Genomic DNA, 25,758 nt, shown 5'->3' with positions numbered 1-25,758 from the left:
TGCCGCCGTGCAGCCCCTTGCAGGGCGGTAGAAAGCGCCTACCGGGATGGAGTCATGACGCCAGAGCAGGACGCAGCGGAGATCGTCAGGCACGGCCTTGCAACAGGCCAACGCCAGCGCGGTTACGCCGACTTCTTTTGCTGGACCCGCAATCGGGATGTGGAGGAGTGGGGTGTGGCGGTCACGCTGGCCGAATCGCTGGCGCTGGATGGTCGTGGCTTCTACACCGATGTACTGAGCCGTGGGCGGGGCAAGGACCCGCCGGATTGCGAGGCGCGTGATCTTGCGGGGCGGCGTCTGGCGATTGAGGTGACCGAGCTGGTCGACGGCCGGGTGATCCAGCAGCTCAAGTATGCCGACCGCGCCTGCCAACCCTCGGATTGGGCCGAGTGGGATCGCGCGACGTTTCTCGGGCAGCTTGATGAGCGCATAGCCAGCAAGGACCGCCGTTACCCTGAACTGAAGGCACCGCCTTATCCGGGTGGTTACGTGGTGGTGGTCTATACCGACGAGCCCAAGCTCGATCGCGATACGGTGGCAAGCTATCTGGCGGGTTATCGCTTCCGTCGGCCTCGCCATATCCTGCGGGCCTTCCTCCTGCTATCGCACGATCCGGCTGTGGCGCGTTGTCCCTACTTTGAGCTTGGCTGGCGCTAGGCCGAGTGCTGGCCCTGCTGTGCCAGCAAGTCCTGCGCGGTCTGTTCCAGTGATCCGTTCGGGGCGATGGTGATGCGGCGAGCCCCAGCCGGCAACAAGCGTGCGCCGCTGCGGCGGTAGGCCGGGTCATAGTGGCGGACGATCAGCGCCTCGAATAGCTCGGGCATGGCCGCCCGGTCCACCATGGCCTGCCAGCGGGTAATCTCCTCTTTGCCATGCAGCTCGGTCAGGCGGGCGAGTTGTCGCTTGAAAATCTCTGCCTGGCTGAAGAGGTGGGCGTAGTCCTGGCACAGGTAGTCCACCCGGTCACCGAGGCTGGCCTCGACTTCTACCACCTGGCCCTGGCGCAAGGCATCCATCAGGGTGCCGGGCAGCTGTACCAGGCCAATGCGCTTGCTCTCGGCCTCGATAAATACCGGCCGGGCCAGGTCCAGGCCCTGCAGAGCAGCCGCGAGGGCGCTGTCAAAGCCTTTCTGGCTGGGTTGCGTGGCATCGGGCCAGGCACCGAGCAGTGAGCCCCGGTGGCGGGCCAGGGCTTCCAGGTCCAGGATCTGGCCGCCCTGGGCGGCGATGGCCTGCAGCAGCCGGGTCTTGCCACAGCCGGTATTGCCGCTCAGCACCACCAGCTGCAGCTGGCCGGGCAGGCGCGCCAGTTCCGCCAACACCCAATGTCGGTAGGCCTTGTAGCCACCTTCGAGTTGGCGTGCCCGCCAGCCTATGAGGTTCATCCAGGCGGTCATGGCGCCCGAGCGCTTGCCACCGCGCCAGCAATAAACCAGCGGTCGCCAGGTATGCGGACGGTCGGCGAACAGGGTGTCCAGGTGCCGGGCCAGGTTGCGCGCCACCATGGCGGCGCCCATGCGGGTGGCTTCGAAAGGGTTCTGCTTGTAGCGCGTGCCGACGATCACCCGCTCTTCGTTGCTCAATACGGGCGCATTGAGGGCACCGGGGATATGGTCCTCGGCGTATTCAGCCGGGGTGCGGACGTCGATCACCTCGTCAAAGCGGGAACGGTCTGCTAGCGTCGCGAGTTGATCTTTCACGGGCACGTACTATGGCAATCAAACTGACCCAATTGTCACACGGCGGTGGATGCGGCTGCAAAATCGCCCCCGCCGTATTGGCGCAGATGCTGGCCAAGCTGCCGGCCGCCAGCCTGTACCCGCAATTGCTGGTCGGGACCGAGACCGCGGACGATGCGGCGGTCTACCAGATCAACGCCGAGCAGGCCGTGGTGGCGACCACCGACTTCTTCATGCCCATCGTGGACGATCCTTACGACTTCGGGCGCATTGCGGCGACCAATGCCGTATCGGACATCTACGCCATGGGCGGCACGCCCATCATGGCCCTGGCCATTGTCGGCATGCCGGTCAATATACTGCCGGTCGAGGATATCCAGCAGATTCTGGCAGGCGGTGCGGCTGTGGCGCAGGCGGCGGGCTTTCCGATTGCCGGCGGGCATAGCATTGATGCACCGGAGCCTATCTACGGCCTGGCGGTGATCGGCCTGGTGCACCCCAGCCGGGTGAAGCGCAATGCCGATGCACAGGCAGGTGACCGGCTGGTGCTGGGCAAGCCCTTGGGCGTGGGTATCCTGGGTACGGCCATGAAGAAGGGCCTGCTGGATGAGGCCGGCTACGCCGAGCTGATAGCCACCACTACCCAGCTCAACCAGGTGGGCAGCACCCTGGCGAGCCTGCCGGGCGTGCACGCCCTGACCGATGTAACCGGTTTTGGTCTGTTGGGCCATTTGCTGGAAATCTGCCGCGGCAGCAAGCTGGCCGCCACCGTACAGGTGGATGCGCTGCCCTGTTTACCGGCTGCGGTGGGTTTTGCCCAGCAGGGCATAGGCCCGGGTGCGATCGAGCGCAACCTGGCGAGCTTTGGTGCCGATGTGACCTTTGCCGCGCAGGTACCGGTTTGGCAGCAGCGCCTGATGGCCGATGCGCAGACCTCGGGTGGGCTGCTGGTTTCCTGCTCGGAGGCCGCCTTGCCGGCAGTGCTGGCGGCCTTCCATGCGGCCGGTTTTGCGGCGGCGGCCGAGATAGGCCGGCTGGCGCCGGGGGAACCCCTCGTTACAGCAACGGCCGGCGCTGGCTAAGTGGCGCTTGCCGGCAAAGGGCAGGCTGCGGTGATTGTGTAAGCCTGTGTATCTGGTCCCAGGGCGGATACATGGTGAGGTTTTTGTCCGCCAATGGGACATAGTGCGGATACATGGGCTTGCTCTACTGACATGCCAGCGCGACGGCCTGTAGGCCACGTGGCTGGCCCCTCCCACGTCAGTAGAAAGGACCAAGATGAAGACCATGCTATCCCTCGCAGCCACATTGCTGCTGGCCGGTACCCACATCACCCTGCAAGCGGCTGAAATGACCATGGCCGGTCTGGGGCGCCAGGACCTGATCAAACGGGACCTGAGTACGCCAGGGCTGGAGGTGGTGCAGGTGCGGGTCGATTTTGGGCCTGGGGTGACGGCGCCGGCGCATTCCCACCCCGGCGAGGAGGTGGCGTTTGTGCTGCAGGGCGCACTGGAATACCAGCTGGCCGGGCAGCCGGCGGTGGTCCTGCAGGCGGGGCAGTCGCTGTTCATCCCGGCCGGTACGGTTCACTCCGCCAAAAACGTTGGCAGCGGCGAGGCCAAGGAGCTGGCTACCTATGTGGTGAGGCAGGGCCGTCCCCTGGTCACGCTGGCGGGTACCCCGGCCCAGTCTCCCATGCGTGAGCGCTGAGCGTATGACCGCGCCCGGTCCGGTCTGGTTTGTCAGACCGGGTGCCTATGGCTCACCATGACGAGCCTATCTATCGGATAAAGCCTTATGCAATACGTTCTGGTCAGTGCCTGCCTGCTTGGAGAGCCGGTCCGTTACAACGGGCAAGGCAAGGAGAGCGGCCATCCGGTGCTGGCGCAATGGCGCACCGAGGGGCGGGTGGTGGCGGTGTGCCCGGAGGTCGCAGGGGGTCTGCCTACGCCCCGTCCACCGGCCGAGATACGTGCAGGCCTGGGTGGTTTGGCGGTACTGCGCGGCGAGGCACCGGTGCTGGCCAAAGAGGGTAGCGATGTGACCCTGGCGTTTGTCCACGGTGCCGAGCAGGCCCTGGCATTGGCGCGCAGCAAAGGCATACAGCTGGCGGTGTTGAAGGAGGGCAGCCCCTCCTGCGGCAGCGGCTATATCTACGATGGCAGCTACAGCGGTACACGGGTGGTGGAACAGGGGGTGACCGCCGCCTGTCTACAGGCGGCGGGTATTGCGGTTTTCAGTGAGCTGCAGTGGGATGAGGCGGCGGCCTATCTGGCCAATTTGGGCTGACCAGATCTTCGCCAACGGCTAGGCCGCAGTACATGCGGGTACTACGGGCTGGTTGCTGCCGGTATCCAGTAAACCGTCGCTGACCCAGCCGCCACTGTCGAGCCGGTCCCACAGCGTGGTACTACCCCAGTTGCCATTCACCGCGTCGCCATAGGCGTGGCAGACGATGCGTACGGCGGTGCCATTGCGCAGGGTGGTGACGATGCTGGCCTGCAGGCTGGGGTTGCTGCGCACGTTTACGCTTTCGCCACTGCCCAGCGCCTTGACCGTGGCCGGCTGGCCGGGCTCGGTCGGGGTATCGCCTGCACCGTAGTTCACCAGCCGCCCACCGGGGTTCACCCGGGTACTGTTGTGCAAGGCATAACCCTGGTAGGCGCTGGCACCCTCGAAGAATTGCCAGCCACCCACGATCTTGCCGTTCACCGCCACCGGGTTGCCGTTCATGCTGAGCGAGAAGTGCACGTGCGGGCCGGTGGTCGAGCCGCCGCAGGGCAGGGCCAGGCCGATCTGACCCAGGTAGCTGCCCTTGCGTACCAGGCTGCCGTCGGCCAGATTGGGCAGGCTCTCCATATGGTAGTAGCGGCTGGTGTAGCCGTTGTCGTGCACCAGTTGCACGATGGCGCTGCCGTTACGCACGCAGCTTTTGTAGATGCGTCCGTCGCGCGGTGCGAGTACCTGGCCACCGGGGCCGGAGAAATCTATGGAATCGAAGGGCCGGCTATTGCCGCTGTTGCCGTGTGGCCCGCCACCCATATACCAGGCCACGCCTTCGGCCCAGGGTAGCGATAGACCGGTGCTACCTGCCGGTTCGGCATCGGGCTGGGCCAGGAGCTTGAGCTGGCGGCTGCGCTGTGCGCGCAGGGCGCTACGCTCGGCATAGCTCAGCACGCTGGCAGGGGCCACATCGAGCAAGGCGAAGAAGCCCTCGCTGCCTTCCAGCCCCAGCACCCACTGGCCGCCTTCCTTATGGGCCAGAAAGAGGCGCGACAGCGGCACGTCGTCACCCGTGCCGTACAGCACCTGGGTGACTGAGCCCAGCAGCCAGTCGCCGCTTTGCTTGTGGATGTCGATCACGCTGTCGTCGGCGGGCTTGCCATCCGGGTTGATGATGAGTGCCCGCTCGGCCAGGGCCGCACTGGCGGCACGCTGCAAGGCGGTGTCTGCGCGTGGTGGGGCGGCGAGTGCTGGGGTTAGGGTGAGGCTGGCAAGCAGCAGGGCGAGGGGGGTAAGCGCGAATTTCTGCATGGTGAACCTCCTGCAATTTTTGACTGCGTTAGGAAACGACCACTGCACTGCCACGCACTGTTGGGGAACTGGGTGGCTCTCGCACTATGTACATCGGCTGACGCCGGTTCTTGGCTGCAAACCATGTGAGGGCGGGGTTTTATGCCCAAAATCGGGCTGTGCGCCGGTTGGCGTTTGCCCTAGCATGGAGGCTTCTTCCTACCCCCGTGTCGCCTATGCCGATCAACCGCCCGCCCCCACGCTGGCTCTGCCTGGTCTTCTTCCTGGTAGGGGGATATATCATCCTGCTGGCGTTGGGCGTCATACCCTACTACCCGCGCCCTGGCCGGCGCAGCATCTTTGCCGACCCGCAGCACTGGCAGGTACTCTCGACCGGGGTGTGCTTTGTCTGTGGCGGCATCGCCATTGCCTTTCGGGGGAGCCGCAGTTTCTTGCTGCATATCAATGGTGCAGTGATGCTGGTCACCCTGCTGGCTCCCATAGTCTGGGTGTTCTTCTTTTCCGAAAACGGCTTCGGCAACGGCTGGTCACTGGGCCTGTTTGTGGTGATGGCGCTGATAGGCGGTCTGAGCACCTGGCTGCGCACCCGGCAAGGCAGGAGTACAGGCACCGAACAGAGCGACGACCCGCTGGCGGCAGCCCAGGTCTATCTGCACTACGGCCGCGTGGCACAGGCGCGGGAGCTGCTGATCCAGGCCAAGGCGCGCTACCCGGCGCGTGCGGCTGAGTTCCAGCGCCTGCTGGATACCCTTTGACAGAGTGTGGCAGCCCGGCCTGTTGCCACTGTGCGACAGACCCGGCTGCGGGTCATGGTGGTCCCATCCGACCCCGCCATCTGGCGCTGAGCCAGTCTGCAAGCCCTGTGCGGGGCGGCGCACCATACCGGCGTGTTAGTGTATTCCACATATTTCCAATGGAAATAACAATCTAGTTTTTAATTCTTTTTGAGAATTAAAGCGCTATTCCAATATGCGTTCAAGGCGGGATTTATTGTTCCGCTAATAACGAATTGGAATAAAAATGCCGAACGTCGTCCTGCTCGCCGGTAGTACCAATCCGCAATCCCGTTCCACCCAACTGCTGCAACACAGCGCCCTGGTCCTGGCGGCCGAGGGGGTGAGCAGCGAGTTCGTCAGCATTGCCGACTTCCCCCCGCAGGCCTTGATCCAGGGCTGGAAGCACGCCAACGAGATTGCCAGTTTTTTGCTGCAGATCGCCGAGGCCGACGGCCTGATCGTAGCCACCCCCATCTACAAGGCTGCCTATAGCGGCGTGCTCAAGGTACTGCTGGACCTGCTGCCCGAGCGTGCCCTGAGCGGCAAGGCGGTCATGCCCCTTGCCGTGGGGGGCGGCCCTGCCCACACCCTGGCGCTGGACTACGCCTTGCGCCCGGTACTGAGCTCGCTCAAGCCGCGTGTGCTGGTGGACGGCGTGTACGGCATCGATACCCAGATAGAAAAACTCCCCGGCGGCGCGCTGCGGTTGGACGAAGACCTGCGTGGCCGGCTGGACGGCAGCCTGGCCCGCTTTGTGGAGGCCCTACCGGAGCGGGAGGTTGGCCGGCACGGCCTTATCCATGCCCCTCGCTCGCACGCCGTCGCCCTGAACGCCTGATCCTTCTGCCTACCGGAGCCTTGCCATGCAACGTCCTGCCTTGTTGCGCCGTTTGGCGCTGTTGTCCGCCTTCCTTGGCCTTTTTGCTACGGCCCAGGCCGAAGAGCTGCGTATCGGCTACCAGAAGTACGGCACCCTCACCATCCTCAAGGCCCGCGGCACCTTGGAACCACGCCTGAAGACGCTGGGTGTGGATGTGCGCTGGACCGAGTTTCCGGCCGGGCCGCAGCTGCTGGAGGGGCTGAACGTCGGGGCGATCGATTTCGGTACCGTGGGGGAGGCCCCGCCCATTTTTGCGCAGGCGGCGGGTGCCGATCTGCTTTACGTGGGCAATGAGCCGCCGGCACCGACCTCGGAGGCCATCGTGGTGCCCAAGGGCTCGCCCATCCTGAAGGTCGCAGACCTCAAGGGCAAGAAGGTGGTGCTGAACAAGGGCTCGAACGTGCACTACCTGTTGGTCAAGGCATTGGAGAAGGCTGGCCTGCAGTATGGCGACATCCAGACCGTGTTCCTGCCCCCAGCCGATGCGCGTGCTGCCTTTGAGCGCGGTGCAGTGGATGCCTGGGTGATCTGGGACCCTTTCCTCGCAGCGGCTGAGAAGCAGCTCGGCGCCCGGGTGCTGGCCGATGGACGCGGCATCGTCGCCAATCACCAGTTCTTCCTGGCGGCGCGGCCCTACGCAGCCAAGCGGCCGGATGTAGTCAAGGCGGTGCTCGACGAGCTCGACAAGACCGACGCCTGGAGCAAGCAGAACAGCAAGGAGGCCTCGGCCGTGCTGGCAAAGCAGATCGGCCTTGATCAGGACATCGTGGAGCTGGCGACCTCGCGCTATTCCTTCGGCGTGAGCGCCATCACCGAGCAGATCGCCGCCGAGCAGCAGAAGATTGCCGACGTCTTCCACACGCTCAAGCTGATCCCCAAGCCGATCAGCATCAAGAGCGCGCTGTGGAAGGCCAACTGAGGTCATGACCATGCAAAGACGCGACTTCCTGCGTGCCACCCTGGTCGGGTCTGCCAGCCTCGTCGCCGGCAGTGCGCTGGCCGAGGGTGAGAGCGTGCTGCATATCGGCTTTCAGAAGAGCTCGCTCAATCTGATCGTACTCAAGCACCGCGGAACCCTGGAAAAGCGTTTGACCCAGCAGGGCGTCAGCCTGCGCTGGACCGAGTTCCCGGCCGGGCCGCAACTCCTGGAGGCGCTGAATGTCGGGGCGGTGGACTTCGGCATGACCGGCGACACCCCGCCCATCTTTGCCCAGGCTGCCGGGACCAGCCTGGTCTACGTCGGCAACGAACCGCCCAAGCCGCAGGCTTCGGCGATTCTCGTCGGCAAAGGATCTGCCATCCGATCGGTGGCTGACCTAAAGGGTAAGCGCGTTGCCTTCAACAAGGGCTCCAGCGCGCACTACCTGGTATTGCGGGCATTGGAGTCGGCTGGCCTGGGGCTGGCCGACATCCAGCCGGCCTACCTGGCCCCGGCCGATGCCCGTGCCGCCTTTGAGCGCGGCAATGTGGACGCCTGGGGCATCTGGGACCCGTACTACGCCGCGGCGGAGAAGGCTGTGCCCACCCGCACGCTGGCCACCGGGCAGGGCCTCTTGTCCAACCACACCTTCTACCTCGCCGCGCGTGACTTCGCCCGCAAGCGGCCGGCGCTGATCGCGGCGGTGTTCGAGGAGCTGAGCCGCAATGACGACTTCCTCGAGCAGCAGCCGCAGGAGACCGCCCGCATCCTGGCCGGCTACACCGGGCTGGATGTGCCAACCCTGGAGACCGTGGTCGCAAGACGGCCGAGCTTTCAGGTGAGCTACCTCGACAAGCGCGTGATCGACGAACAGCAACGTATCGCCGACAGTTTTTACAAGCTGGGGGTGATCCCCAAGGCCATCAACGTCAACGACATCGTCTGGCGCCCTGGCGCCTGACATACAAGCCACCGCCGCCTGCACTGGGGAGCGCAGGTGGGTGCCGCTCCCAATGACTTGCCACAGCCCATTGGGAGCGGCCGGCGGTGGTTTCCCCACCCGGATTCAGCACGGAGTACGCAAGATGAATGTGTTCTGGTTCTTTCCCACCCATGGCGACAGCCGGTACCTCGGCACCAGCGTGGGTGCCCGCCAGGTGGACCTGGCCTACCTCGGGCAGATCGCACAGGCCATCGACCGCCTGGGCTTTGATGGTGCCTTGATCCCCACCGGTCGCTCCTGTGAGGACCCTTGGGTGGCGGCATCGAGCCTGATCCCGCTCACTCGCAAGCTCAAGTTCCTGGTGGCGGTACGGCCGGGGATCATGTCGCCCACCGTGGCGGCACGCATGGCCGCCACTTTCGATCGTCTCTCCGGTGGCCGGCTGCTGGTGAACGTGGTAACCGGTGGCGACCCGGTGGAGTTGGAGGGCGATGGCCTGTGGGCCAGCCATGACGAGCGCTACGAGATCACCGACGAATTCCTGCGGATCTGGCGCGGCGTGCTGGCCGGCGAGACGGTGGACCTCGAAGGCAAGCACCTCAAGGTCAAGGGTGCCAATGTGCTCTACCCGCCTGTGCAGAAGCCTTACCCACCGCTCTATTTCGGCGGCTCTTCCAACGCCGCCCATGACCTGGCGGCTGAGCATATCGACGTGCAGCTGAGCTGGGGCGAGCCGCCGGCCGCGGTGGCCGAGAAGATTGCCGATGTGCGCCGCCGCGCCGCCGACAAGGGCCGCACCCTGCGCTTTGGCATACGGCTGCATGTGATCGTGCGCGAGACCAATGAAGAAGCCTGGCGCGCCGCCAACGAGCTGATCAAGTACGTGGACGACGAGACCATCGCCCGCGCCCAGAGCACCTTTGCGCGCATGGATTCGGAAGGCCAGCGCCGCATGAGCGCGCTGCACAACGGCAAGCGCGACAAGCTCGAGATCAGCCCCAATCTGTGGGCCGGCGTGGGCCTGGTACGCGGCGGTGCGGGTACCGCCCTGGTGGGCGATGGTCCGACAGTGGCCAAGCGTATGCAGGAATACGCCGACCTGGGCATCGATACCTTTGTGTTCTCGGGCTACCCGCACCTGGAGGAGGCCTACCGGGTGGCAGAACTCTTGTTCCCGCATCTGCCGGGGCGTGAGAAGCCGGATGCCGCCAACGCCGTGCTGACCGGCCCATTTGGCGAGATCGTCGGCAATCAGCACCTGCCCAAGGCATCGCAGAGCTGAGCCGCGATAGCTCGAAATATCAAGTCGACTTGAATAACAGGGGAAGAAGATGAAGCCAGCCGTGCGTCGTGTACTGTTTCTTGCCAGCGCTGCCATAGCCAGCCTGAGCGTGATTGCCGAGCCCTTGAAGGAGCTGCGGCTCGACTATGCCTACTACTCGCCATCGAGCCTGGTGATCAAGAAGTTCGGCTGGCTGGAGGAGGCATTCAAGCCCAGCGGTACCGAGGTGAAGTGGGTGCTGAGCCAGGGCAGCAACCGGGCGTTGGAGTTCCTCAACAGTAATAGCGTGGACATCGGTTCTACCGCCGGTCTCGCCGCCTTGCTGGCGCGTGCCAATGGCAACCCGATCAAGACGGTCTACATCTATTCGCGGCCGGAGTGGACGGCGCTGGCGGTGGCCAAGGATTCGCCCATCAAGACCGTGGCCGACCTCAAGGGCAAGAAGGTGGCGGCCACCAAGGGTACCGACCCCTACCTTTTCCTCTTGCGTGCGCTGCATACCGCCGGGCTCAAGAAGGGCGATATCGAACACGTGGCCCTGCAACACGCCGACGGCCGTGCTGCGCTGGAGCAGGGCAGGGTGGACGCCTGGGCCGGTCTGGACCCGCACTTGGCCGCGAGTGAGCTGGAGGCCGGTACACGGGTGATCTACCGCAATATCAACTTCAATACCTATGGCTTTCTGAACTCCCGTGAGGACTTTGCCAAGGACCACCCGGACGAGCTCCGTCGGGTGATCAAGGTCTACGAGAAGGCACGCGGCTGGATCCTGAAAAATCCGGCCGAGGCCGCCAAACTGGTGTCGGAAGAAGCCAAGGTGCCGCTCAATGTGGCGCAGCTGCAGCTCAAGCGTACCGACTTCTCCAATCCGCGCCCCGGTGCCGAACACATCACTGCGCTCAAAGAGGCCGCGCCCATCCTGATCGATGAAGCCCTGGTCAAGCCAGGTACCGACCTCAACCGCACCATAGCCGAGCTGATCGACGTACGCGTCGTGGGCAGTGCGCTGGCCAGCAACTGAGTAGCAAAGCGGCGCCATGAGTAAAACCAGCCTCACCCTACCGGCCCTGGCCAGCACCTCTCGGCGCCAGCCACTGCGCCTGGCGCTGTCGCCAGCCTTCAAACGGGCCCTGCTGGGCCTGGCCCTGCCGCTGGGCCTGTTGGCTGCGCTGGAGCTGGCCAGCCAGCTGGGCTGGTACCGCAGCAATCTGCTGCCGCCACCGAGCGAACTATTGGGCACCTTGGCCGAGCTGTGGCGGCAGGGCCTGCTCAAGCACCTTGTGGCCAGCACCCTGCGGGTTGCGGTGGGCTTTGCCATCGGCACCGCGGCCGGCATGGTGCTGGGCGGCTTGGTGGGGCTGAGCCGCCGTGCCGAGGCGCTGCTGGACCCGAGCGTGCAAGCCATACGCGCCATCCCTTCGCTGGCCTGGGTACCGCTGCTGCTCTTGTGGCTGGGCATAGACGAGGCCCCCAAGATCGTCCTGATCGCGCTCGGGGCGTTTTTCCCGGTCTATCTGGGCCTGGTGGCCGGCATACGCGATGTGGACCGGCGCTGGGTGGAACTGGGCACCATCTATGGCCTTCATGGCTGGCCGCTGGTGCGGCGCATCCTGCTGCCGGCTTCGCTGCCGGCGCTCTTCACCGGCCTGCGTGGCGGGCTGGGCCTCGCCTGGATGTTCATGGTCGCGGCGGAGCTGATCGCCGCCACCAAGGGGCTGGGTTATCTGCTCACCGACGGGCGTGAGACCAGCCGGCCGGACATCGTACTTACCGCCATCGTGCTGCTGGCCCTCCTGGGCAAACTCAGCGACGGCATCCTCAAGGCGCTGGAGCGCCGCCAGCTGGCCTGGCGTGACAGCTTCAAGGCCTGATTCGTACCGCTGGAAGGAAACACCATGACTGCCCTGCTCAATGTCCATGTCGAGCAAAAACGTTACGGCGAGCGCACCGTGCTCGATCGCATCGGCTTTGCGCTGCAAGCCGGCGAGATCGTCAGCCTCTTGGGCCCCAGCGGCTGCGGCAAGAGCACCCTGCTGCGCATCATAGCCGGGTTGGAACGCGAATTTGACGGTCGGCTGGCGCTGGCTGGGCAGGGTTATGAGGGCCTGAACCGAGGCATAGGCTTCATCTTTCAGGAACCGCGCCTTTTGCCCTGGCTGACGGTGGCAGAGAACGTGGCGTTTGATCTGGGCAGCGGAGGCGCCAACGACCCGCGGGTCGGCGAGCTGCTGGCGGAAGTAGGCCTCACCGGCCTGAACAACGCCTTGCCCAAGCAGCTCTCGGGCGGGCAGGCACAGCGCGTGGCGATTGCCCGTGGGCTCTTCCGTCACCCACAGGTGCTGCTGCTGGACGAACCCTTCAGCGCCGTGGATGCCTTTACCCGCATGCGGCTGCAGGATCTGCTGCTGGAGGTGGCCAAACAGCATGGCACGACTGTACTCCTGGTCACCCACGACCCGGACGAGGCGCTCTACCTGAGCGACCGCGTACTGGTGATGAGCCAGAGTGGCATAGACGTGGAGCTGGAAGTGCCGCTGGCGCGGCCACGAGACCGCCGCCACCCGGCGCTGAGCGAGCTCAAGAATGCAGCGCTTACCGCCTTGTTCGCGGCGCATGCGATCTGAGGAGGCGGGCATGACGAGCGATCTGGCACTGGGCACCTTGCCAACCACCGTGCAAACCGATGCTACCCAAACCGCACCCGGCCAAGCGGCGCTGCTGCCTCGCCTGGGCCGGGCACTGGCCCCCTGGCTGGTCCCGCTGCTGTTACTGGCGGCCTGGCAGTGGTCGGCCGGCGCGGGTTGGCTATCCAGCCGCATCCTGCCCTCGCCCTGGGCGGTAGCCCAGGCAGGCTGGGCGCTGACGATTTCCGGTGAGCTGTGGCAGCACCTGAAGATCAGCTTTGTGCGCGCCATGAGCGGCTTTGTGCTCGGCGGTGGCGTGGGCCTCTTGCTGGGGCTCGCGGCCGGCCTCTCGCGCCGCGCCGAGCTGGCGCTGGATACCACCATCCAGATGGTGCGCAATATCCCGCCCTTGGCGCTGATCCCCTTGGTGATCGTCTGGTTCGGCATAGATGAAGCCGCCAAGCTTTTTCTGGTGGCCTTTGGTACTGGCTTTCCGCTTTACCTCAATACCTATCACGGCATCCGTTCCATCGACCCGGACCTTTTGGAGATGGCCCGCAGCTATGGCCTGCGCGGCTGGGCGCTGTACCGCGAGGTGATCCTGCCCGGCGCACTGCCCTCCATCCTGGTCGGGGTGCGCTTCTCGCTGGGCCTGTGCTGGATCTTGCTGATCGTGGCCGAGACCATTTCTGCGAGCTCCGGCATCGGCTACCTGGCCATGAATGCGCGTGAGTTTCTGCAGACCGATGTGGTGGTGCTGGCCATTCTGCTCTACGCCCTCCTGGGCAAGTTGGCCGATGTGGCCGCCCGTGCGCTGGAGCGGCGCCTCTTGCGCTGGCACCCGCAGTTCCAGACCGCTTGAACCCTTTACTTCGCCGACAAGGAAAGCCCATGAGTACGGCCCAAGTCATCGCCCGCCTGCTGCCCGCGCTGGAGACGCCCCGTCGCCCGGTGCCCGACACTGCCGAGGCGGCAGTACAAGACCCCATCGCCATCGCCAAGGCGGTAGCGGCTCAGCTGGCACAGACCGCCGTGGAGCGTGACCGCGCGGGCGGCCACCCTGCCGCCGAGCGCGGCCTTTTACGTAACAGCGGGCTGTTATGGCTCAGCATCCCGACCGAGTTTGGCGGGCCGGGCCATGACTGGGCCACCGTCTACCAGGTGGTGCGCATCCTGGCTGGGGCCGATAGCGCGCTGGCCCATCTCTATGGCTTTCATCACCTGCAGCTGGCAGGCGTGTTGCTCTACGGTACGGCCGAGCAGCAGCAACGCTATCTGCGCGCCACGCTCGAGCAAAAATGGTTCTGGGGCAATGCGCTCAACCCGCTCGACAAGCGCACCGTGGCAGAGGCCGAGGGCGAGCACTGGCGCATAGACGGGCAAAAGAGCTTCAGTTCCGGCTCGGTCGGCTCGGACGTGCTCACTTTTTCTGCCTGGCACGAGGAGAGCGGTACGGCGCTGATTGCCGCCATACCCACCACCCGCAAGGGGGTGACGGTGCACGCAGACTGGGACGCCTTTGGCCAGAAGCAGACCGACAGCGGCACGGTGAGCTTTGCCGGGGTGGAACTGCGCGCCGAGGAAGTACTGCAGGCGCCGGCCGTGGCCGCCACGCCGCGCGCCACCTTGCGCTCCTGCGTGGCGCAGCTGGTCATGACCAACCTCTACCTTGGCATCGCCGAAGGGGCCTACGAGAGTGCGTTGCGCTATACCCGTGACGAGGCCCGTGCCTGGTTTGCCTCCGGCGTGCCCCGCTCGGCCGACGACCCCTTTATCCAGCGCCGCTACGGCGAGCTGCGGGTCAAGGTGCGCGCCGCCGCCGCCCTGGCCGACGAAGCTGCCCGCCGGCTGGATGCCGCCTTCCGCAAAGGGGCCGCGCTGACGGCTGCCGACCGTGGCGAAGTGGCGGTGGCGATTGCCGACGCCAAGGTATTGGCACACGAGGCCAGCCTGACGGTGAGCAGCGATCTGTTCGACATCCTGGGTGCCCGCGCCACCTCGCAGCGCTATGGCTTTGACCGCTACTGGCGCAATGCCCGCACCCACACCCTGCACGATCCCATCGACTACAAGCTGCGCGACCTGGGGCGCTATGCCATCGACGGCCGCCACCCCGACCCGACGCCTTACTCCTGAGCGCGCAACCATGAGTGAACATCACATTCCAGAAGCCCATATCCAGCTTGAGGGCGCCAGCAAGCGCTACGCCCTGCCTGGCGGCGAACATTTCGATGCCGTGCGCGACGTGAGCCTGCGCGTCACGCGAGGTGAGGCTTTGGGCATCATCGGCCAGAGCGGGGCGGGGAAGTCCACCCTGCTGCGGCTGATCAACCTCCTGGAGCGGCCGGACAGCGGCAACGTGCTGCTGGACGGGCGCGAACTGACCCGTTTGGGCAAGTCGGATCTGCGTGCCGTGCGGCGCGAGATCGGCATGATCTTCCAGCAGTTCAACCTCTTGCAGAACCTCACCGTGGCCGAGAACGTGGCCTTCCCCTTGCGGGTGGCCGGCACGCCTCGTGGCGAGATTGCATTGCGGGTGGCGGAGAACCTGGAGCGGGTGGGCCTGGCCGGTAAGGCCGCTGCCTATCCGGCGCAGCTATCCGGTGGGCAAAAGCAGCGGGTAGGCATAGCCCGCGCGCTGGTCACCCGGCCCAGCGTGCTGCTGTGCGACGAGCCCACCTCTGCGCTGGATGCGCAGACCACCCGCAGCGTGCTGGAGCTGCTCTCGGGCATACACCGCGAGCTGGGGGTGACCATTGTGATCGTGACCCATGAACTGGCTGTGGCGCGGGCGCTGTGCCAGCGCGTGGCGGTGTTGGAGCAGGGCAGGCTGGTGGAGGAGATACGGCTGGATGCCCCTGCCGAGCAAAGCGTCATCCGGCCCGCCGTGGCGCAGCCAATTACCGAACTCGCCCGTGAACTCTTGCGCGGCCATAGCGCCAGAGAGGCCGCCCATGTCTGACAACCTACTCGCCATCCTGCCGGAGCTTTGGACAGCCATAGGCCAGACCGCGTTGATGCTGGCTATTGCCGTGGGTAGTGGCGCGTTGCTGGGCGGCCCCCTGGGTGTGCTGGTGCTCTTGACCAGCCCGGGGCAGTCGCTGGCCCACCCCTTGAGCCATAGCGTGCTCAATGGCGTGGTCAATGCAGTGCGCTCCTTTCCCTTCATCATCCTCCTGGTGGCACTGGTGCCCTTTACCCGCGCCGTGGTGGGTTCGTCCATCGGCCCGGTGGCCGCCGCCGTGCCGCTCTCCTTCGCCGCCATTCCCTACTTTGCCCGTCTCGTCGAACAGACCCTGCGCGAGGTACCGCGTGGGGTGGTGGAGGCTGCCCACGCCATGGGTGCTTCGGAATGGCAGATCGTCTGGCGGGTACTGTTGGTGGAGGCCCGCTCGGGCCTGGTACTGGCGCTCACCGTGCTGACCGTGAGCCTCTTGTCCTACTCGGCCGTGGCCGGGGTGGTGGGAGGCGGCGGCATCGGCGACCTGGCCATCCGCTATGGCTACTACCGTTTCCAGACCGATGTGATGGTATTGACGGTGGCACTCCTGGTCACGCTCGTTCAGCTGATCCAATTCACCGGCAATCGCTTGGCAGCTCGACTCGATAAACGTTAACGCGCTTTCTCGCCTTGAAAGGACACTTCCATGCAACGCCGTAATCTGCTGATCCTCGCCGCCGGCCTGTTTGCCGCCTCCCTTGCCACCCAAAGCTGGGCGGCCGACCCGAATAAGAAGGAGATCGTCTTTGGCGCCACCGCCGGTCCCTATGCCGACCAGATCAAGCTCGGCATCAAGCCCATCCTTGAGAAGAAGGGCTACACGGTGAAGGTGGTGGAGTTCAACGACTATATCCAGCCCAACTTCGCCCTGGCGCAGGGCGCGCTGGATGCCAACGCCTTTCAGCATCAGGTTTACCTCGCCAAGTTCTCGACCGAGAACAAGCTGGCGCTCAGTGAGCTGATCAAGGTACCGACCGCACCCATCGCCATCTACAGCAAGAAGCACAAGACCCTGGCCGAGGTGAAGGCCGGCAGCACCGTGGCCCTGCCCAACGACCCGACCAATGCCGCCCGCGCCCTGGTGCTGCTCGACAAGTTCGGCTGGATCAAGCTGCGCGAAGGCTACGACCCGATCCGCGTGAGCGAGCGGGACGTTGCGACTAACCTCAAGCAGATCAAGCTGATCCCGCTCGAGGCCGCGCAGCTGCCGCGCTCCTTGGAGGACACCGACTACAGCTTTATCAATGGCAACTTCGCGCTAGCTTCGGGCCTCAAGATCACCGAGGCGCTGGGCCTGGAAGACACCGGTCCGACCTACCAGAACCTGGTGGCGGTACGCACCGCCGACAAGGACAAGCCCTACGTGCGCGACATTGCCGATGCCTATCGCTCGCGCGAGTTCCTGCAGGTGATCGACCAGCACTTCCAGGGCTTTGTGAAGCCGGACTATCTGCGCAAGCAGCAGACCGCGAGCAATTGAGATGGCAAGACCCATCCGCTTCAACGCCTTTGCCATGAACACGGTGGGGCACCAGTCACCCGGTCTGTGGCGGCACCCGGAAGATGAATCCTGGCGCTATGCGGATCTCCGCTTCTGGACCGAGCTGGCGCTGACCCTGGAGGCCGGGTGCTTTGATGCGCTCTTTCTGGCCGATGTGCTGGGCGTTTACGACGTCTACCAGGGCAGTGCGGATGCGGCTTTGCGGCACGCGGTGCAGGTACCCACCAACGACCCGCTGCTCTTGGTGCCGGCCATGGCGGCGGCGACGACGGACCTGGGCTTTGGCGTGACCTTTTCACTGAGCTATGAGCACCCTTATCCCTTCGCCCGCCGCATGAGCACGCTCGATCACCTCACGCGCGGGCGGGTGGGCTGGAATATCGTCACCGGCTACCTCGACAGCGCCGCCCGCAACCTGGGCCTGAGCCAGCAGGGCGCGCACGATGCGCGCTACGACTACGCCGAGGAATACCTCGAGGTGGTCTACAAGCTCTGGGAGGCGAGCTGGGAGGATGGGGCGGTGCGCCGTGACCGGCAGGGCAGGGTCTACACCGACCCCAGCCGCGTCCACCCGATAGCCCATGCCGGCGAGCACTTCAGGGTACCGGGCATACACCTGTGCGAGCCCTCGCCGCAGCGCACGCCCCTGCTCTACCAGGCCGGTACTTCGCCACGCGGGCGGGCCTTTGCCGGCAAGCATGCCGAGGCAGTCTTTATCAGCGCGCCCAGCCGCGCCATCCTCAAAAAGCAGGTCGATGGCATACGCAGCGCGGCCGTGGCCGCTGGCCGGCGTGCCGACGAGATCCGCATCTACGGCCAGGCGCTGATCGTGACAGCCTCGACCGAGGCCGAAGCACAGCGCAAGTTTGCGGACTACCGCGAGCATGTGGATGTGGAAGCCGCACTGGCCTTGCTGTCGGGTTGGACCGGCATCGACTTTGCCGGTTATGGCCACGGCGACCCCATACGCCATATCGAGAACGACGCCGGCCGTACGGCCTTGGCCTCTTTCACTACCGACGACCCGAGCAGGCTATGGACGGTGGGCGAGGCTGCCCGCTTTGTGGGCCTGGGCGGTCGCGGCCCGGTGCTGGTGGGCGACCCTGGCCAGGTGGCGGACCAGCTGGAAGGTTGGCTGGACGAGACCGGCATAGACGGCTTCAACCTCGCTTTCGCCATCACCCCCGGCACCTTCCGCGACGTAGTGGAGCTGGTGGTGCCTGAGCTGCAAAAGCGCGGCCGCTATGCCACCAGTTACACCGCTGGCACCCTGCGCCACAAGCTCTTGGGCCAGGGCGACCACCTGCCACCGCATCACCCGGGCCGGCAGTTCCATGCCGCTCACCCCGCCACCGCCACGCCCAGCAAGGAGCCCGCATGAGCGAATTCTATGTGCCGTTGTTTGAAGCGAGCCTGTCGCGCCACGAACCCGCGTTGGGCGACGCCCGCCTGCCCACTCCCACCCCGCCCCCGGCAGCGTTTGCACCGGGTGGCAGCCCACTGGTGGCGGATAGACTGGTACGCCAGTTTGGTGAGCAGCGGGTGCTTGATGGCCTCTCGGTGAGCATACCGGCCGGGCAGTTTGTGGCCGTGGTGGGGCGCTCCGGTTGCGGCAAGAGTACCTTTCTGCGTTTGGCGGCGGGGCTGGATAAACCCACGCGCGGCGGCATTACCCTTGAAGGCGCGGGGTCGGATGATATCCGCGTGATGTTCCAGGATGCGCGCCTGCTGCCCTGGCGCAGCGTACTCGACAATGTAGCGCTGGGACTGCCACCTTCGCGCCATGCCGAGGCCCTGGCTGCTTTGCGTGAAGTGGGCCTGGCCGACCGCGCCCACCACTGGCCCAGCGTGCTTTCCGGCGGCCAGCGCCAGCGGGTGGCCCTGGCCCGCGCCCTGGTGCACCGGCCGCGGCTCTTGCTGCTGGACGAACCCCTGGGTGCGCTGGACGCGCTGACCCGTATCGACATGCAAAGGCTGATCGAGCGCGTCTGGCGCGACCATCAATTCACCGTGCTGCTGGTCACCCATGACGTGGCCGAGGCTGTGGCCCTGGCGGACAGGGTGCTCTTGATCGAAGAAGGCAAGATAGGCCTGGACCTCAAGCTGCACCTGGCCCGGCCGCGTGCGCGCGGCAGCGCGGCCTTTGCCGAGTATGAGGCGGCGATATTGGAGCGGGTGCTGGGGCAGGCCGAACAGGCCGGTGGGCCGGCGCATGAGTGGCCGCAAGGTGACCGTCCCGCCGCTCAACTGCAATGGGCGTTGTGAGGATGCCCAACTATCACTTGCGCTCAATGTGCAGTTCACCACCCGGCACGGCCGGGTGCTTGCTGACTTTTGATGCTCATGCGCGCATTGCTTCCGCTGGCGCTAGCCATTACCCGGCCACTTCCACCAGCACAATGCCGCAAGCGCGGTGGGGATCAGGAAGACCAGCAGAAAGACGGGTGTCTCTTCCGTCACCGTATAACCGGCCCGGGTGACACCCACCCACATATTGGCGGTGGCCACCAGCAGCCAGATAGGCCCAAAGCACTTGGCCGCCAACGCCGTGGGTGTGCTGCTGCCGGTGAGCCGCGCTACCAGCAGCACCATGCCAAACAGCAGCAGCCCGCCGAGTACGATGTAAACGCTACGCATGCTTGCTGCCTCCCGCCGTTGCGCATATGGGCCGCCTGCGTGGGCGGCTGCCACCAGCATAAGCGCCTCCGAGACTATCGTATACAGCCCGGCCGGCGTAGTGGACGGTAAGGCCCATCTCTTGCAGATGGTCGCCGGCAACGGCCCGCGCTGTCATGGCGGTTGATCGCTTCGAGCATGCTGGCATGCGGGTGGGCAGGGCAGTCGTGGCATTGGCAGGCCCCCGGCAAGAATAGCGATGGCTGGCAGTGTAGGGAGCCTTGGATGCCGGGTAATTACGTTGGACTTGCCTTGATTGTGCAATCTTGTGAAACAGAGCGGGTGCCCGGTGGTTCATGAGTCGGGCGCAATACCGCGGCGGTATTGCGCCTCTCAGGCTGGCAGCCAGGTGATTGCCGGCTCAGCTACCGCCGTCGCGGGCCGGTACGGCCAAGGGATGGGTTGGCGGTTTCTTCATGCCCAGCGCCTTGAGCGTGGTTGCCGCCTTGGCGGGTTGAACTGCGCTCAGGAAGTTCTGCAGCCCCACCTGCAGTTGCAGCGAATAGTCCAATGGCTTTCTACCCGCATTGAAGGGAGTACCGGACTTGATGTTCTGGAACCAGGGCGAGGGGTCCTGGCCATTGGGAGGGATCATGGTGCCGGGCGGCATTTCGGCTGTGGCGTGGCAAGAGAGACAGGATGAGACCGGGTTGTCGACCGGCCCATTGAGGCGGCCCTGGTAGCCTACATGCGGCATTTTCACGTCTGCGTTCAGCCAGGTCTCCTGCAAGGGGCCGCTACCGCTGTAGCCAGGGTCGTTACCCCACATCACACCGACCGGCTTCACATTGGTCCAGCCTGAGCCGGCGGGACCATTGGGTCCGCCGCCGTAGACAAAGGTGCCAAATACCCAGCCTGTGAGGTTGGCAACACGGCTGTCTTTCACCGCAATATCAATCTGCAGCAACCGCACGGTGACAATGCCGCGCGGGCTGGTCGGCTTGGGGTTGGGGTTGTTGACGTCCTTGAAGAGGTAGGCCTTCCACTCAGGCGAGCCTTGCAAGTAGGGAACCTCGCTTACCGGCGCTGTGGTGAACAACAGCTTGGCGGCCAAGGTTCCCTCCGGCATGTTGCCGAGATCGGCATTGGGCTTGCCGTGGTCCGCCCAGATCTTGCCGATGGTGTAGCCGCCGGGTGCGTTATAGAAGCCCACCGCGTAGTTGTTCCACATGCTTGTCTGTTGCGGGGCCAGCTCCTTGGGGCGAGATACCCGCTCCCGGGTCAGGCCGTGCACAAACTCGCGGCCATTGAGGCCGTAATCCTGCCAGGGGGCGTTGTACCAGTTGCGTACCTTGTTCTTCTTGGGGTCGAAGCTCTCTTCGACATCGTTGCGCAGATTGCCTTCATAGAAGTAGGCCAGTGCGGCCTGCAGATACTCGCCAGGCTGTGTTGTCGGGTTGTACTGCAGCCAGGGCTGGGCGTCAGAGTTCAGCTGTATCGGGTAGGTCTGGCTCAGACGAAAGACGTGCCCGTTCCAGCCCGCAATGGGTGGCATGAGCGCATCACAGAATGGGGTGGTGGGCGTATCGCAGACCTTGGGGGTGGCGCTGGCTGCCAAGGTACCCTTGGCGCTGACATTGGCGCTCAAGACCAGGCAGCCCAGAGCGAGGTAAAAGAGCGGTGCGTGGCGCAGGTCTGCAGCGCCGAGGCCTAGTTTAGGCTTGGACATGGCTTCCTCCTGATGACGGGTTTTATCTTTATCGGGGGCGCGAGCCGGTAAGGCTGGTCGAACCGCCCCCTGTAGAGGCTTAGTACGGAAACGTGCACTTGCCATCATCCATATGAGGGAATGCACCGGCCGAATGGCGGCTGCTGAGTGCCGGGCCGGCTGGGAGCTGACGAAAGGTAAGGAGGCAGGAAATAGAAGCGCCGGTGCAGCGCTTACTTCAAACCGGCGAAGTAGGCTTCGTAACGGCCACTGTCCTTGAGCTGGCGCAGCCCTTGGTTGAAGCTGTTCATCAAGCGGATATTGCGCGGGTTCTTGCGGTTGAGCAGCAGGTGGTAGCTGACCACGTTGTAGGCCTTGGGGTGGGTGCCGATCTGCTGCTGTTCCTCGGCCGTGAACCCGGCCTTCAACACGGCGTAACCGGCATTGATCTCGGAAGGGAACAGGTCGATGCGCCCGGCCAGGAGCTTGCGGAAGTTGGCGAGATCGGTATCGGCCCGCTCGATCTTTATGCCTGGTGTACGTTCGAACTCGTACTCGTAGCCCAGCGTGCCACCGATGCGGTAGGCGGACAGGTCGGCAAAGCGCGACCAGCTGACCGGCTTGGTCTTGAGGTGGAAGAACACCGACTTGCCATCGAATACCGGGTCGCTAAAGAGAAAGTGCTTGGCGCGCGCCTCACCCCAGGTCCATACCAGCGTACCGTCGTAAGTGCCGCCCGCCGCCTCCAGATACGCCCGCTTCCAGGGCCGGAATACATAACGCACCTCTACCCGCGCCGCGGCAAAGGCATCGGTCACGATGCGTGAGGCAATGCCATAACCCGGTGCCTGCTCGGAAAGATAGGGCGGCCATTCACCATTGGTCAGCGTGACCACCTCGGCTGCAGTGGCCGCGCTCAGCAGGGTCAGGGCGGTGAGGCAGGGGGCGAGCCGGTACATCGCAAATCCCGATGGGCAAGCGGGCTTTCAGCATAGCACCTGGCTACAAGGGAGCCGAACAGTGCTCAGGTAGTCATAAAGCACAATGCCTTACGGGATTGCGCCCTGCGCACGCTTTCACCTTTACCCCTGGCAGGGCCCTTGCGCCGTCAGACCATCCCCTTCCGGTAGCGTTTGCCACAGCGGTACCACCAAAGTGGCGATGGATATCGCGGCTTGCAATGACATCCTTCAGCTGTTTATCGTTGGCCAGCTCAGTAAAAAATTCGAGCCCCCAAGCGGAGAGGGGTGATAGGCAACGGTGCCGCCGTGAGCATGAGCAATCGCCCTTACTACCGCCAGTCCTAGCCCATTGCCCCTGGCCTTGGTATCGCCACGTTGAAAGGCATCGAATAGCTTCTCAGCAACCGAAGCGGACATACCAGGGCCGCTATCCTCGACGGATATCTTACAAACCCCTTCTTGCTGCGCCACGGTGACTTGCAAAAGGCCGGGCGTGGCGTGGAGCACCGCGTTCTCCAAGAGCGCCAGTATCGCTTGCCGTATCCTGACAGGGTCGCAGACAACCTTACTCTCAGACATTGTTGACGAGATACCGAACCCAGCTTCGGTGAGGCGAGGTTGCATTGCATGGATGACGCCTTGCACCTCTTGAGATACGTCAATTGCCTCAAGCTGCAGGTGCAGATTGCCACTATCTGCCAGCCCCACTATCCGCAGGTCCTCAACCAGGCGTCCAAGGCTTTCGACCTGGGTGAGGAGATTGTGGAACAGCTTAGCGTCCGGCTCGAAGACGCCTTCGGACAAGCCTTGCAATCTGCCCCGCAATATCGTGATGGGCGTCCTCAATTCATGGGCGATGGCGGCATTCCAGAATTTCCGCTCGTTTTCCATGCGTTGTATGCGCTCAGCCATCCCATTGAAGTCACTTACCAGCTGCGCTGCCTCTCCGAGGGAATGGTCATCTGTCTGTGCACGGGCTTCGAGGTTGCCACCCGCAAGCGAACGCAGGCTATCGGCGACCGAGTTGATCGGTTTCAATATTCTCCGAGACAGCCTTACAGCAAAGATTGACGCCAGGCTCATGGAAATAATGGCCGTCAATGTCATCCAGCCAACCTCCAGGGGCGCTGGTATCCAGCTGTCTTCGGATGGGAGCAGTTGTGGCGCGAAGTAGCTGAGCGTGCCGTAGAAAAGATAGGTGCCCAATATGCCCAGCACGGTCACAGCCAAGGCCATGCTGACCATGGAGCGCACAATCTGTTTGCTGAGCCCGCTACCCGCTGACATGACTTGCCCCCAGGCGGTAGCCAACACCGCGAACGGTAGCGGGAATGTTCTCCAGACCCAGCAGTTCAAGTTTCTTGCGCAGCTTACTGACGTGGCTATCTACCGTTCGTAGGAGGGTATCCCCTTCGGGCAGGCAGATCTCCAGTAGATCTTCCCGCCGGAATACCTTTTTGGGCGACCCCATCATGGTCACTAGCAAATTGAACTCCGTTCGGGTGAGTTCAAGCTGGTGAGTCTGTCCGTCAAGGTGGACCAAGGCCTCATGGCTCTCCAGGTCCGCCTCCAATGCGCCAACCCTGAGCACCGATCGTGGCGTTGCCTGCTTCCGCAAGGTTGAGCGCCGAAGTACCGCCATGACTCTCGCAACGACTTCAGCGGGATTGAATGGCTTGACGACGTAGTCGTCGGCACCGATACGGAGCCCCATCAGTTTGTCGAGGTCCTGATCAAGCGCTGTCAGCATGATGACCGGTGTATCGCCTCGATGCCTGATTTCCGCCAGCACTTGCCAACCATCCAAGATCGGCAGTTGTACATCGAGTAGCACCAGGTCGGGTTTGGCCGTGCGGTGCAGATCCAAAGCGCTTTGACCGTTTGGTGCCCGGTCTGTGCGTAAGCCATGACGCTCAAGGTAGGCCTTGAGTATCTCCGCAATCTCAGGCTCGTCTTCGACGATGAGGATCAGGGGTGTCTGCCCCGAAGTGATGGCGGACTGGTTCATGTCGCTAATGCCGGGCACTGCGTTTCCCTGCAAAAAAATTGTTCATCTCCACATTTCCTCCACATTGCCTCGACATCAACAACACCGAGGGTATTCAGACTCTTGCCGAAGATGTCAGTCATCCGGACTGCCAGACCTAGACGTGAGAGTTAGATATGGACATGAAGCAGGTTCTCCAGCTGAGCGTTACCAGTATAGCGGTAGCGCTTGGCCTCAGTGCCTGCAGCGGTAACGCTGCGGAACAGAGTGAGCAGCGAACACCCCTGGTGGCGGTGACTACGGTAATCACATCGCCACTGGAAATTACCGAGGACTATCCTGGCCGTGTCGCTGCCGTGCGGACAGCAGATATCCGTGCGCAAGTATCGGGCATTGTGCAACGACGTCTGTTCCAGCAGGGGACCGATATCAAAGCGGGCCAGCCCCTCTTTCAGATCAATCCTGCACCTTTCCAGGCCGATGTGGACACCGCTGCGGCTACCTTGAAGCGCTCCGAAGCGGTTCTCGCTCGTGCTCAGATTCAGGTGCTTCGCTTGCGCCCGCTAATGCAGACCGATGCCATTAGCCAGCAATCCTATGATGATGCCGTCTCCCAGCGTGACCAGGCGGAAGCGGAGGTTGCTCAGGCTCGTGCGACCTTGGCCAGGCGCAAGCTCGATCTGAAGTTCGCCACCATCGACTCTCCGATCTCGGGACGCATTGAACAAGCCCAGATGACTGAGGGTGCTTTGGTAACACCTACCGACAGCACCCCTTTGGCCAAGGTCCAGCAAATCGACCAGGTCTATGTGGACGTTCGTCAACCGGCTTCAAGCTTCGATGCCCTGCGGTCCACTTACGCGGCCGAGCACCCGACCAAGCAATCGAACGCACCGATCATGATCTTGCGCAGTGACGACAGGGCAGTCGCCCAGAAGGGGCGCATCTTGTTTTCGGGTGTCAGCGTTGACCCCGGAACGGGCGATGCACTGGTGCGCGTACTGGTCGACAACAACAAACGCGAACTACTGCCAGGTATGTATGTACGGGCACGCTTGCCGAAGTTCTCCTACAACAATGCGCTGCAGATACCTGAGCAGGCGGTGGTTCGGCTCGGCGGAAAGCCTCAAGTCTGGGTAATGGGGCCTGATCACAAGGTATTCGCCACCAATGTCGTGCTGGGTGAGCTCGTACATGGTTACTACCGGGTTCGTGATGGACTCAAGAGTGGGGAGAAGATTGTTGTCGAAGGCCAAGAACGTTTGTCGCTGGGTATTGAGGTCGCCTCACAAGCATGGCGACCAACTGCCAATGAAGGCCGTAAGCTGAGTCGGGACGGTATCTAA

The 25,758-nt window shown here is 64.0% G+C and carries 27 protein-coding genes; 20 read left to right on the top strand and 7 right to left on the bottom strand.

Translation table 11 applies throughout. The features are described from left to right. Positions 1–54 precede the first annotated feature (54 nt). On the top strand, positions 55–657 hold the full coding sequence (locus VIM95_RS19120) for a hypothetical protein (RefSeq protein ID WP_331988926.1): 603 nt from the start codon (positions 55–57) through the stop codon (positions 655–657). Here VIM95_RS19120 and mnmH read toward each other — a convergent pair. Further along, a complete protein-coding gene (gene mnmH, locus VIM95_RS19115) occupies positions 654–1,700 on the bottom strand; it encodes a tRNA 2-selenouridine(34) synthase MnmH (RefSeq protein WP_331988924.1) in 1,047 nt (348 codons plus the stop codon). The genes VIM95_RS19120 and mnmH overlap by 4 nt on opposite strands. Positions 1,701–1,711: 11 nt before the next feature. On the opposite strand from mnmH, the gene selD reads away from it, so the two are divergent. The 3 genes from selD (at position 1,712) to VIM95_RS19100 (ending at position 3,968) form a co-directional block, all read left to right on the top strand. Continuing rightward, complete coding sequence (selD, locus tag VIM95_RS19110; RefSeq protein ID WP_331988922.1) at positions 1,712–2,761, top strand: selenide, water dikinase SelD; 1,050 nt, start codon at positions 1,712–1,714, stop codon at positions 2,759–2,761. 205 nt (positions 2,762–2,966) lie between these two features. Continuing rightward, positions 2,967–3,389 (top strand): cupin domain-containing protein, encoded by a 423-nt coding sequence (locus VIM95_RS19105; RefSeq protein WP_331988920.1) that lies wholly within the window; start codon positions 2,967–2,969, stop codon positions 3,387–3,389. Between the two features lie 87 nt (positions 3,390–3,476). Beyond that, positions 3,477–3,968, top strand: a complete 492-nt coding sequence (locus tag VIM95_RS19100) for a DUF523 domain-containing protein (protein WP_331988918.1) — start codon at positions 3,477–3,479, stop codon at positions 3,966–3,968. Between the two features lie 18 nt (positions 3,969–3,986). Here the strand turns inward: VIM95_RS19100 and VIM95_RS19095 are convergent, their stop codons facing one another. After that, entirely contained in the window at positions 3,987–5,213 is a 1,227-nt protein-coding gene (locus VIM95_RS19095) for a peptidoglycan DD-metalloendopeptidase family protein (RefSeq protein WP_331988916.1), read from the bottom strand. 215 nt (positions 5,214–5,428) lie between these two features. On the opposite strand from VIM95_RS19095, the gene VIM95_RS19090 reads away from it, so the two are divergent. The 15 genes from VIM95_RS19090 (at position 5,429) to VIM95_RS19020 (ending at position 19,404) form a co-directional block, all read left to right on the top strand. After that, positions 5,429–5,968 carry a hypothetical protein gene (locus VIM95_RS19090; protein WP_331988914.1) on the top strand — a complete coding sequence of 180 codons (540 nt, stop codon included), beginning with the start codon at positions 5,429–5,431 and terminating at the stop codon, positions 5,966–5,968. 265 nt (positions 5,969–6,233) lie between these two features. After that, positions 6,234–6,827: an NADPH-dependent FMN reductase gene (gene ssuE, locus VIM95_RS19085; protein ID WP_331988912.1), complete on the top strand. Its 594-nt coding sequence runs from the start codon at positions 6,234–6,236 to the stop codon at positions 6,825–6,827. Between the two features lie 25 nt (positions 6,828–6,852). Then, positions 6,853–7,788, top strand: a complete 936-nt coding sequence (locus VIM95_RS19080) for a sulfonate ABC transporter substrate-binding protein (RefSeq protein ID WP_331988910.1) — start codon at positions 6,853–6,855, stop codon at positions 7,786–7,788. A 10-nt stretch (positions 7,789–7,798) separates the two neighbouring features. Next, positions 7,799–8,749: a sulfonate ABC transporter substrate-binding protein gene (locus tag VIM95_RS19075; protein ID WP_331988908.1), complete on the top strand. Its 951-nt coding sequence runs from the start codon at positions 7,799–7,801 to the stop codon at positions 8,747–8,749. Positions 8,750–8,873: 124 nt separating this feature from the next. Next, positions 8,874–10,013, top strand: a complete 1,140-nt coding sequence (gene ssuD, locus VIM95_RS19070) for an FMNH2-dependent alkanesulfonate monooxygenase (protein ID WP_331988906.1) — start codon at positions 8,874–8,876, stop codon at positions 10,011–10,013. 61 nt (positions 10,014–10,074) lie between these two features. Continuing rightward, the gene (locus VIM95_RS19065) at positions 10,075–11,034 is read left to right on the top strand and encodes an aliphatic sulfonate ABC transporter substrate-binding protein (RefSeq protein ID WP_331988904.1); all 960 of its coding nucleotides are present in this window, start codon (positions 10,075–10,077) and stop codon (positions 11,032–11,034) included. Positions 11,035–11,050: 16 nt separating this feature from the next. Beyond that, positions 11,051–11,884: an ABC transporter permease gene (locus VIM95_RS19060; protein ID WP_331988902.1), complete on the top strand. Its 834-nt coding sequence runs from the start codon at positions 11,051–11,053 to the stop codon at positions 11,882–11,884. 24 nt (positions 11,885–11,908) lie between these two features. Then, entirely contained in the window at positions 11,909–12,637 is a 729-nt protein-coding gene (locus VIM95_RS19055) for an ABC transporter ATP-binding protein (protein ID WP_331988900.1), read from the top strand. A 10-nt stretch (positions 12,638–12,647) separates the two neighbouring features. Next, positions 12,648–13,499, top strand: coding sequence for an aliphatic sulfonate ABC transporter permease SsuC (gene ssuC, locus VIM95_RS19050; protein ID WP_331988898.1), 852 nt, complete (start codon positions 12,648–12,650; stop codon positions 13,497–13,499). A 29-nt stretch (positions 13,500–13,528) separates the two neighbouring features. Then, positions 13,529–14,773, top strand: a complete 1,245-nt coding sequence (locus VIM95_RS19045; RefSeq protein ID WP_331988896.1) for an acyl-CoA dehydrogenase family protein — start codon at positions 13,529–13,531, stop codon at positions 14,771–14,773. A gap of 10 nt (positions 14,774–14,783) precedes the next feature. Continuing rightward, positions 14,784–15,599, top strand: coding sequence for a methionine ABC transporter ATP-binding protein (locus VIM95_RS19040; RefSeq protein WP_331988894.1), 816 nt, complete (start codon positions 14,784–14,786; stop codon positions 15,597–15,599). Beyond that, positions 15,592–16,254 (top strand): methionine ABC transporter permease, encoded by a 663-nt coding sequence (locus tag VIM95_RS19035; protein ID WP_331988892.1) that lies wholly within the window; start codon positions 15,592–15,594, stop codon positions 16,252–16,254. The genes VIM95_RS19040 and VIM95_RS19035 overlap by 8 nt, the downstream gene beginning before the upstream one ends. A 30-nt stretch (positions 16,255–16,284) precedes the next feature. Next, entirely contained in the window at positions 16,285–17,118 is an 834-nt protein-coding gene (locus VIM95_RS19030) for a MetQ/NlpA family ABC transporter substrate-binding protein (RefSeq protein WP_331988890.1), read from the top strand. Between the two features lies 1 nt (position 17,119). Further along, entirely contained in the window at positions 17,120–18,520 is a 1,401-nt protein-coding gene (locus VIM95_RS19025; RefSeq protein ID WP_331988888.1) for an LLM class flavin-dependent oxidoreductase, read from the top strand. Continuing rightward, positions 18,517–19,404 carry an ATP-binding cassette domain-containing protein gene (locus VIM95_RS19020; RefSeq protein ID WP_331988886.1) on the top strand — a complete coding sequence of 296 codons (888 nt, stop codon included), beginning with the start codon at positions 18,517–18,519 and terminating at the stop codon, positions 19,402–19,404. The genes VIM95_RS19025 and VIM95_RS19020 overlap by 4 nt, the downstream gene beginning before the upstream one ends. 102 nt (positions 19,405–19,506) lie before the next feature. Here VIM95_RS19020 and VIM95_RS19015 read toward each other — a convergent pair whose 3' ends face one another. The 5 genes from VIM95_RS19015 to VIM95_RS18995 all read right to left on the bottom strand — a co-directional run bounded on the left by VIM95_RS19015 (position 19,507) and on the right by VIM95_RS18995 (position 24,433). Then, positions 19,507–19,776: a hypothetical protein gene (locus VIM95_RS19015; protein ID WP_331988884.1), complete on the bottom strand. Its 270-nt coding sequence runs from the start codon at positions 19,774–19,776 to the stop codon at positions 19,507–19,509. A 400-nt stretch (positions 19,777–20,176) separates the two neighbouring features. Continuing rightward, positions 20,177–21,484 carry a hypothetical protein gene (locus tag VIM95_RS19010; protein WP_331988882.1) on the bottom strand — a complete coding sequence of 436 codons (1,308 nt, stop codon included), beginning with the start codon at positions 21,482–21,484 and terminating at the stop codon, positions 20,177–20,179. A gap of 212 nt (positions 21,485–21,696) precedes the next feature. Then, a complete protein-coding gene (locus tag VIM95_RS19005; protein WP_331988880.1) occupies positions 21,697–22,422 on the bottom strand; it encodes an ABC transporter substrate-binding protein in 726 nt (241 codons plus the stop codon). A 231-nt stretch (positions 22,423–22,653) separates the two neighbouring features. After that, positions 22,654–23,670, bottom strand: coding sequence for an ATP-binding protein (locus VIM95_RS19000; protein WP_331988878.1), 1,017 nt, complete (start codon positions 23,668–23,670; stop codon positions 22,654–22,656). A 28-nt stretch (positions 23,671–23,698) separates the two neighbouring features. After that, entirely contained in the window at positions 23,699–24,433 is a 735-nt protein-coding gene (locus VIM95_RS18995) for a response regulator (protein ID WP_331988876.1), read from the bottom strand. Positions 24,434–24,588: 155 nt separating this feature from the next. Between VIM95_RS18995 and VIM95_RS18990 the strand changes: the two genes are divergently transcribed. Beyond that, a complete protein-coding gene (locus tag VIM95_RS18990) occupies positions 24,589–25,758 on the top strand; it encodes an efflux RND transporter periplasmic adaptor subunit (protein WP_331988874.1) in 1,170 nt (389 codons plus the stop codon).

Origin of the sequence: Chitinimonas sp., assembly GCF_036568685.1 — a bacterium.
Taxonomy (GTDB): domain Bacteria; phylum Pseudomonadota; class Gammaproteobacteria; order Burkholderiales; family Chitinimonadaceae; genus Chitinimonas.
The sequence above is the reverse complement of the archived record's forward strand: the minus strand, read 5'-3'. Positions and strand labels throughout refer to the sequence as shown.

Excerpts from the sequence above, each read along its gene's own strand:
- VIM95_RS19120 (WP_331988926.1), top strand. The coding sequence starts at position 55 with ATGACGCCAGAGCAGGACGCAGCGGAGATCGTCAGGCACGGCCTTGCA.
- selD (WP_331988922.1), top strand. The coding sequence starts at position 1,712 with ATGGCAATCAAACTGACCCAATTGTCACACGGCGGTGGATGCGGCTGC.
- VIM95_RS19105 (WP_331988920.1), top strand. The coding sequence starts at position 2,967 with ATGCTATCCCTCGCAGCCACATTGCTGCTGGCCGGTACCCACATCACC.
- VIM95_RS19100 (WP_331988918.1), top strand. The coding sequence starts at position 3,477 with ATGCAATACGTTCTGGTCAGTGCCTGCCTGCTTGGAGAGCCGGTCCGT.
- VIM95_RS19095 (WP_331988916.1), bottom strand. The coding sequence starts at position 5,213 with ATGCAGAAATTCGCGCTTACCCCCCTCGCCCTGCTGCTTGCCAGCCTC.
- VIM95_RS19090 (WP_331988914.1), top strand. The coding sequence starts at position 5,429 with ATGCCGATCAACCGCCCGCCCCCACGCTGGCTCTGCCTGGTCTTCTTC.
- ssuE (WP_331988912.1), top strand. The coding sequence starts at position 6,234 with ATGCCGAACGTCGTCCTGCTCGCCGGTAGTACCAATCCGCAATCCCGT.
- VIM95_RS19080 (WP_331988910.1), top strand. The coding sequence starts at position 6,853 with ATGCAACGTCCTGCCTTGTTGCGCCGTTTGGCGCTGTTGTCCGCCTTC.
- VIM95_RS19075 (WP_331988908.1), top strand. The coding sequence starts at position 7,799 with ATGCAAAGACGCGACTTCCTGCGTGCCACCCTGGTCGGGTCTGCCAGC.
- ssuD (WP_331988906.1), top strand. The coding sequence starts at position 8,874 with ATGAATGTGTTCTGGTTCTTTCCCACCCATGGCGACAGCCGGTACCTC.
- VIM95_RS19060 (WP_331988902.1), top strand. The coding sequence starts at position 11,051 with ATGAGTAAAACCAGCCTCACCCTACCGGCCCTGGCCAGCACCTCTCGG.
- VIM95_RS19055 (WP_331988900.1), top strand. The coding sequence starts at position 11,909 with ATGACTGCCCTGCTCAATGTCCATGTCGAGCAAAAACGTTACGGCGAG.
- ssuC (WP_331988898.1), top strand. The coding sequence starts at position 12,648 with ATGACGAGCGATCTGGCACTGGGCACCTTGCCAACCACCGTGCAAACC.
- VIM95_RS19045 (WP_331988896.1), top strand. The coding sequence starts at position 13,529 with ATGAGTACGGCCCAAGTCATCGCCCGCCTGCTGCCCGCGCTGGAGACG.
- VIM95_RS19040 (WP_331988894.1), top strand. The coding sequence starts at position 14,784 with ATGAGTGAACATCACATTCCAGAAGCCCATATCCAGCTTGAGGGCGCC.
- VIM95_RS19035 (WP_331988892.1), top strand. The coding sequence starts at position 15,592 with ATGTCTGACAACCTACTCGCCATCCTGCCGGAGCTTTGGACAGCCATA.
- VIM95_RS19030 (WP_331988890.1), top strand. The coding sequence starts at position 16,285 with ATGCAACGCCGTAATCTGCTGATCCTCGCCGCCGGCCTGTTTGCCGCC.
- VIM95_RS19025 (WP_331988888.1), top strand. The coding sequence starts at position 17,120 with ATGGCAAGACCCATCCGCTTCAACGCCTTTGCCATGAACACGGTGGGG.
- VIM95_RS19020 (WP_331988886.1), top strand. The coding sequence starts at position 18,517 with ATGAGCGAATTCTATGTGCCGTTGTTTGAAGCGAGCCTGTCGCGCCAC.
- VIM95_RS19015 (WP_331988884.1), bottom strand. The coding sequence starts at position 19,776 with ATGCGTAGCGTTTACATCGTACTCGGCGGGCTGCTGCTGTTTGGCATG.
- VIM95_RS19010 (WP_331988882.1), bottom strand. The coding sequence starts at position 21,484 with ATGTCCAAGCCTAAACTAGGCCTCGGCGCTGCAGACCTGCGCCACGCA.
- VIM95_RS19005 (WP_331988880.1), bottom strand. The coding sequence starts at position 22,422 with ATGTACCGGCTCGCCCCCTGCCTCACCGCCCTGACCCTGCTGAGCGCG.
- VIM95_RS19000 (WP_331988878.1), bottom strand. The coding sequence starts at position 23,670 with ATGGTCAGCATGGCCTTGGCTGTGACCGTGCTGGGCATATTGGGCACC.
- VIM95_RS18995 (WP_331988876.1), bottom strand. The coding sequence starts at position 24,433 with ATGAACCAGTCCGCCATCACTTCGGGGCAGACACCCCTGATCCTCATC.
- VIM95_RS18990 (WP_331988874.1), top strand. The coding sequence starts at position 24,589 with ATGGACATGAAGCAGGTTCTCCAGCTGAGCGTTACCAGTATAGCGGTA.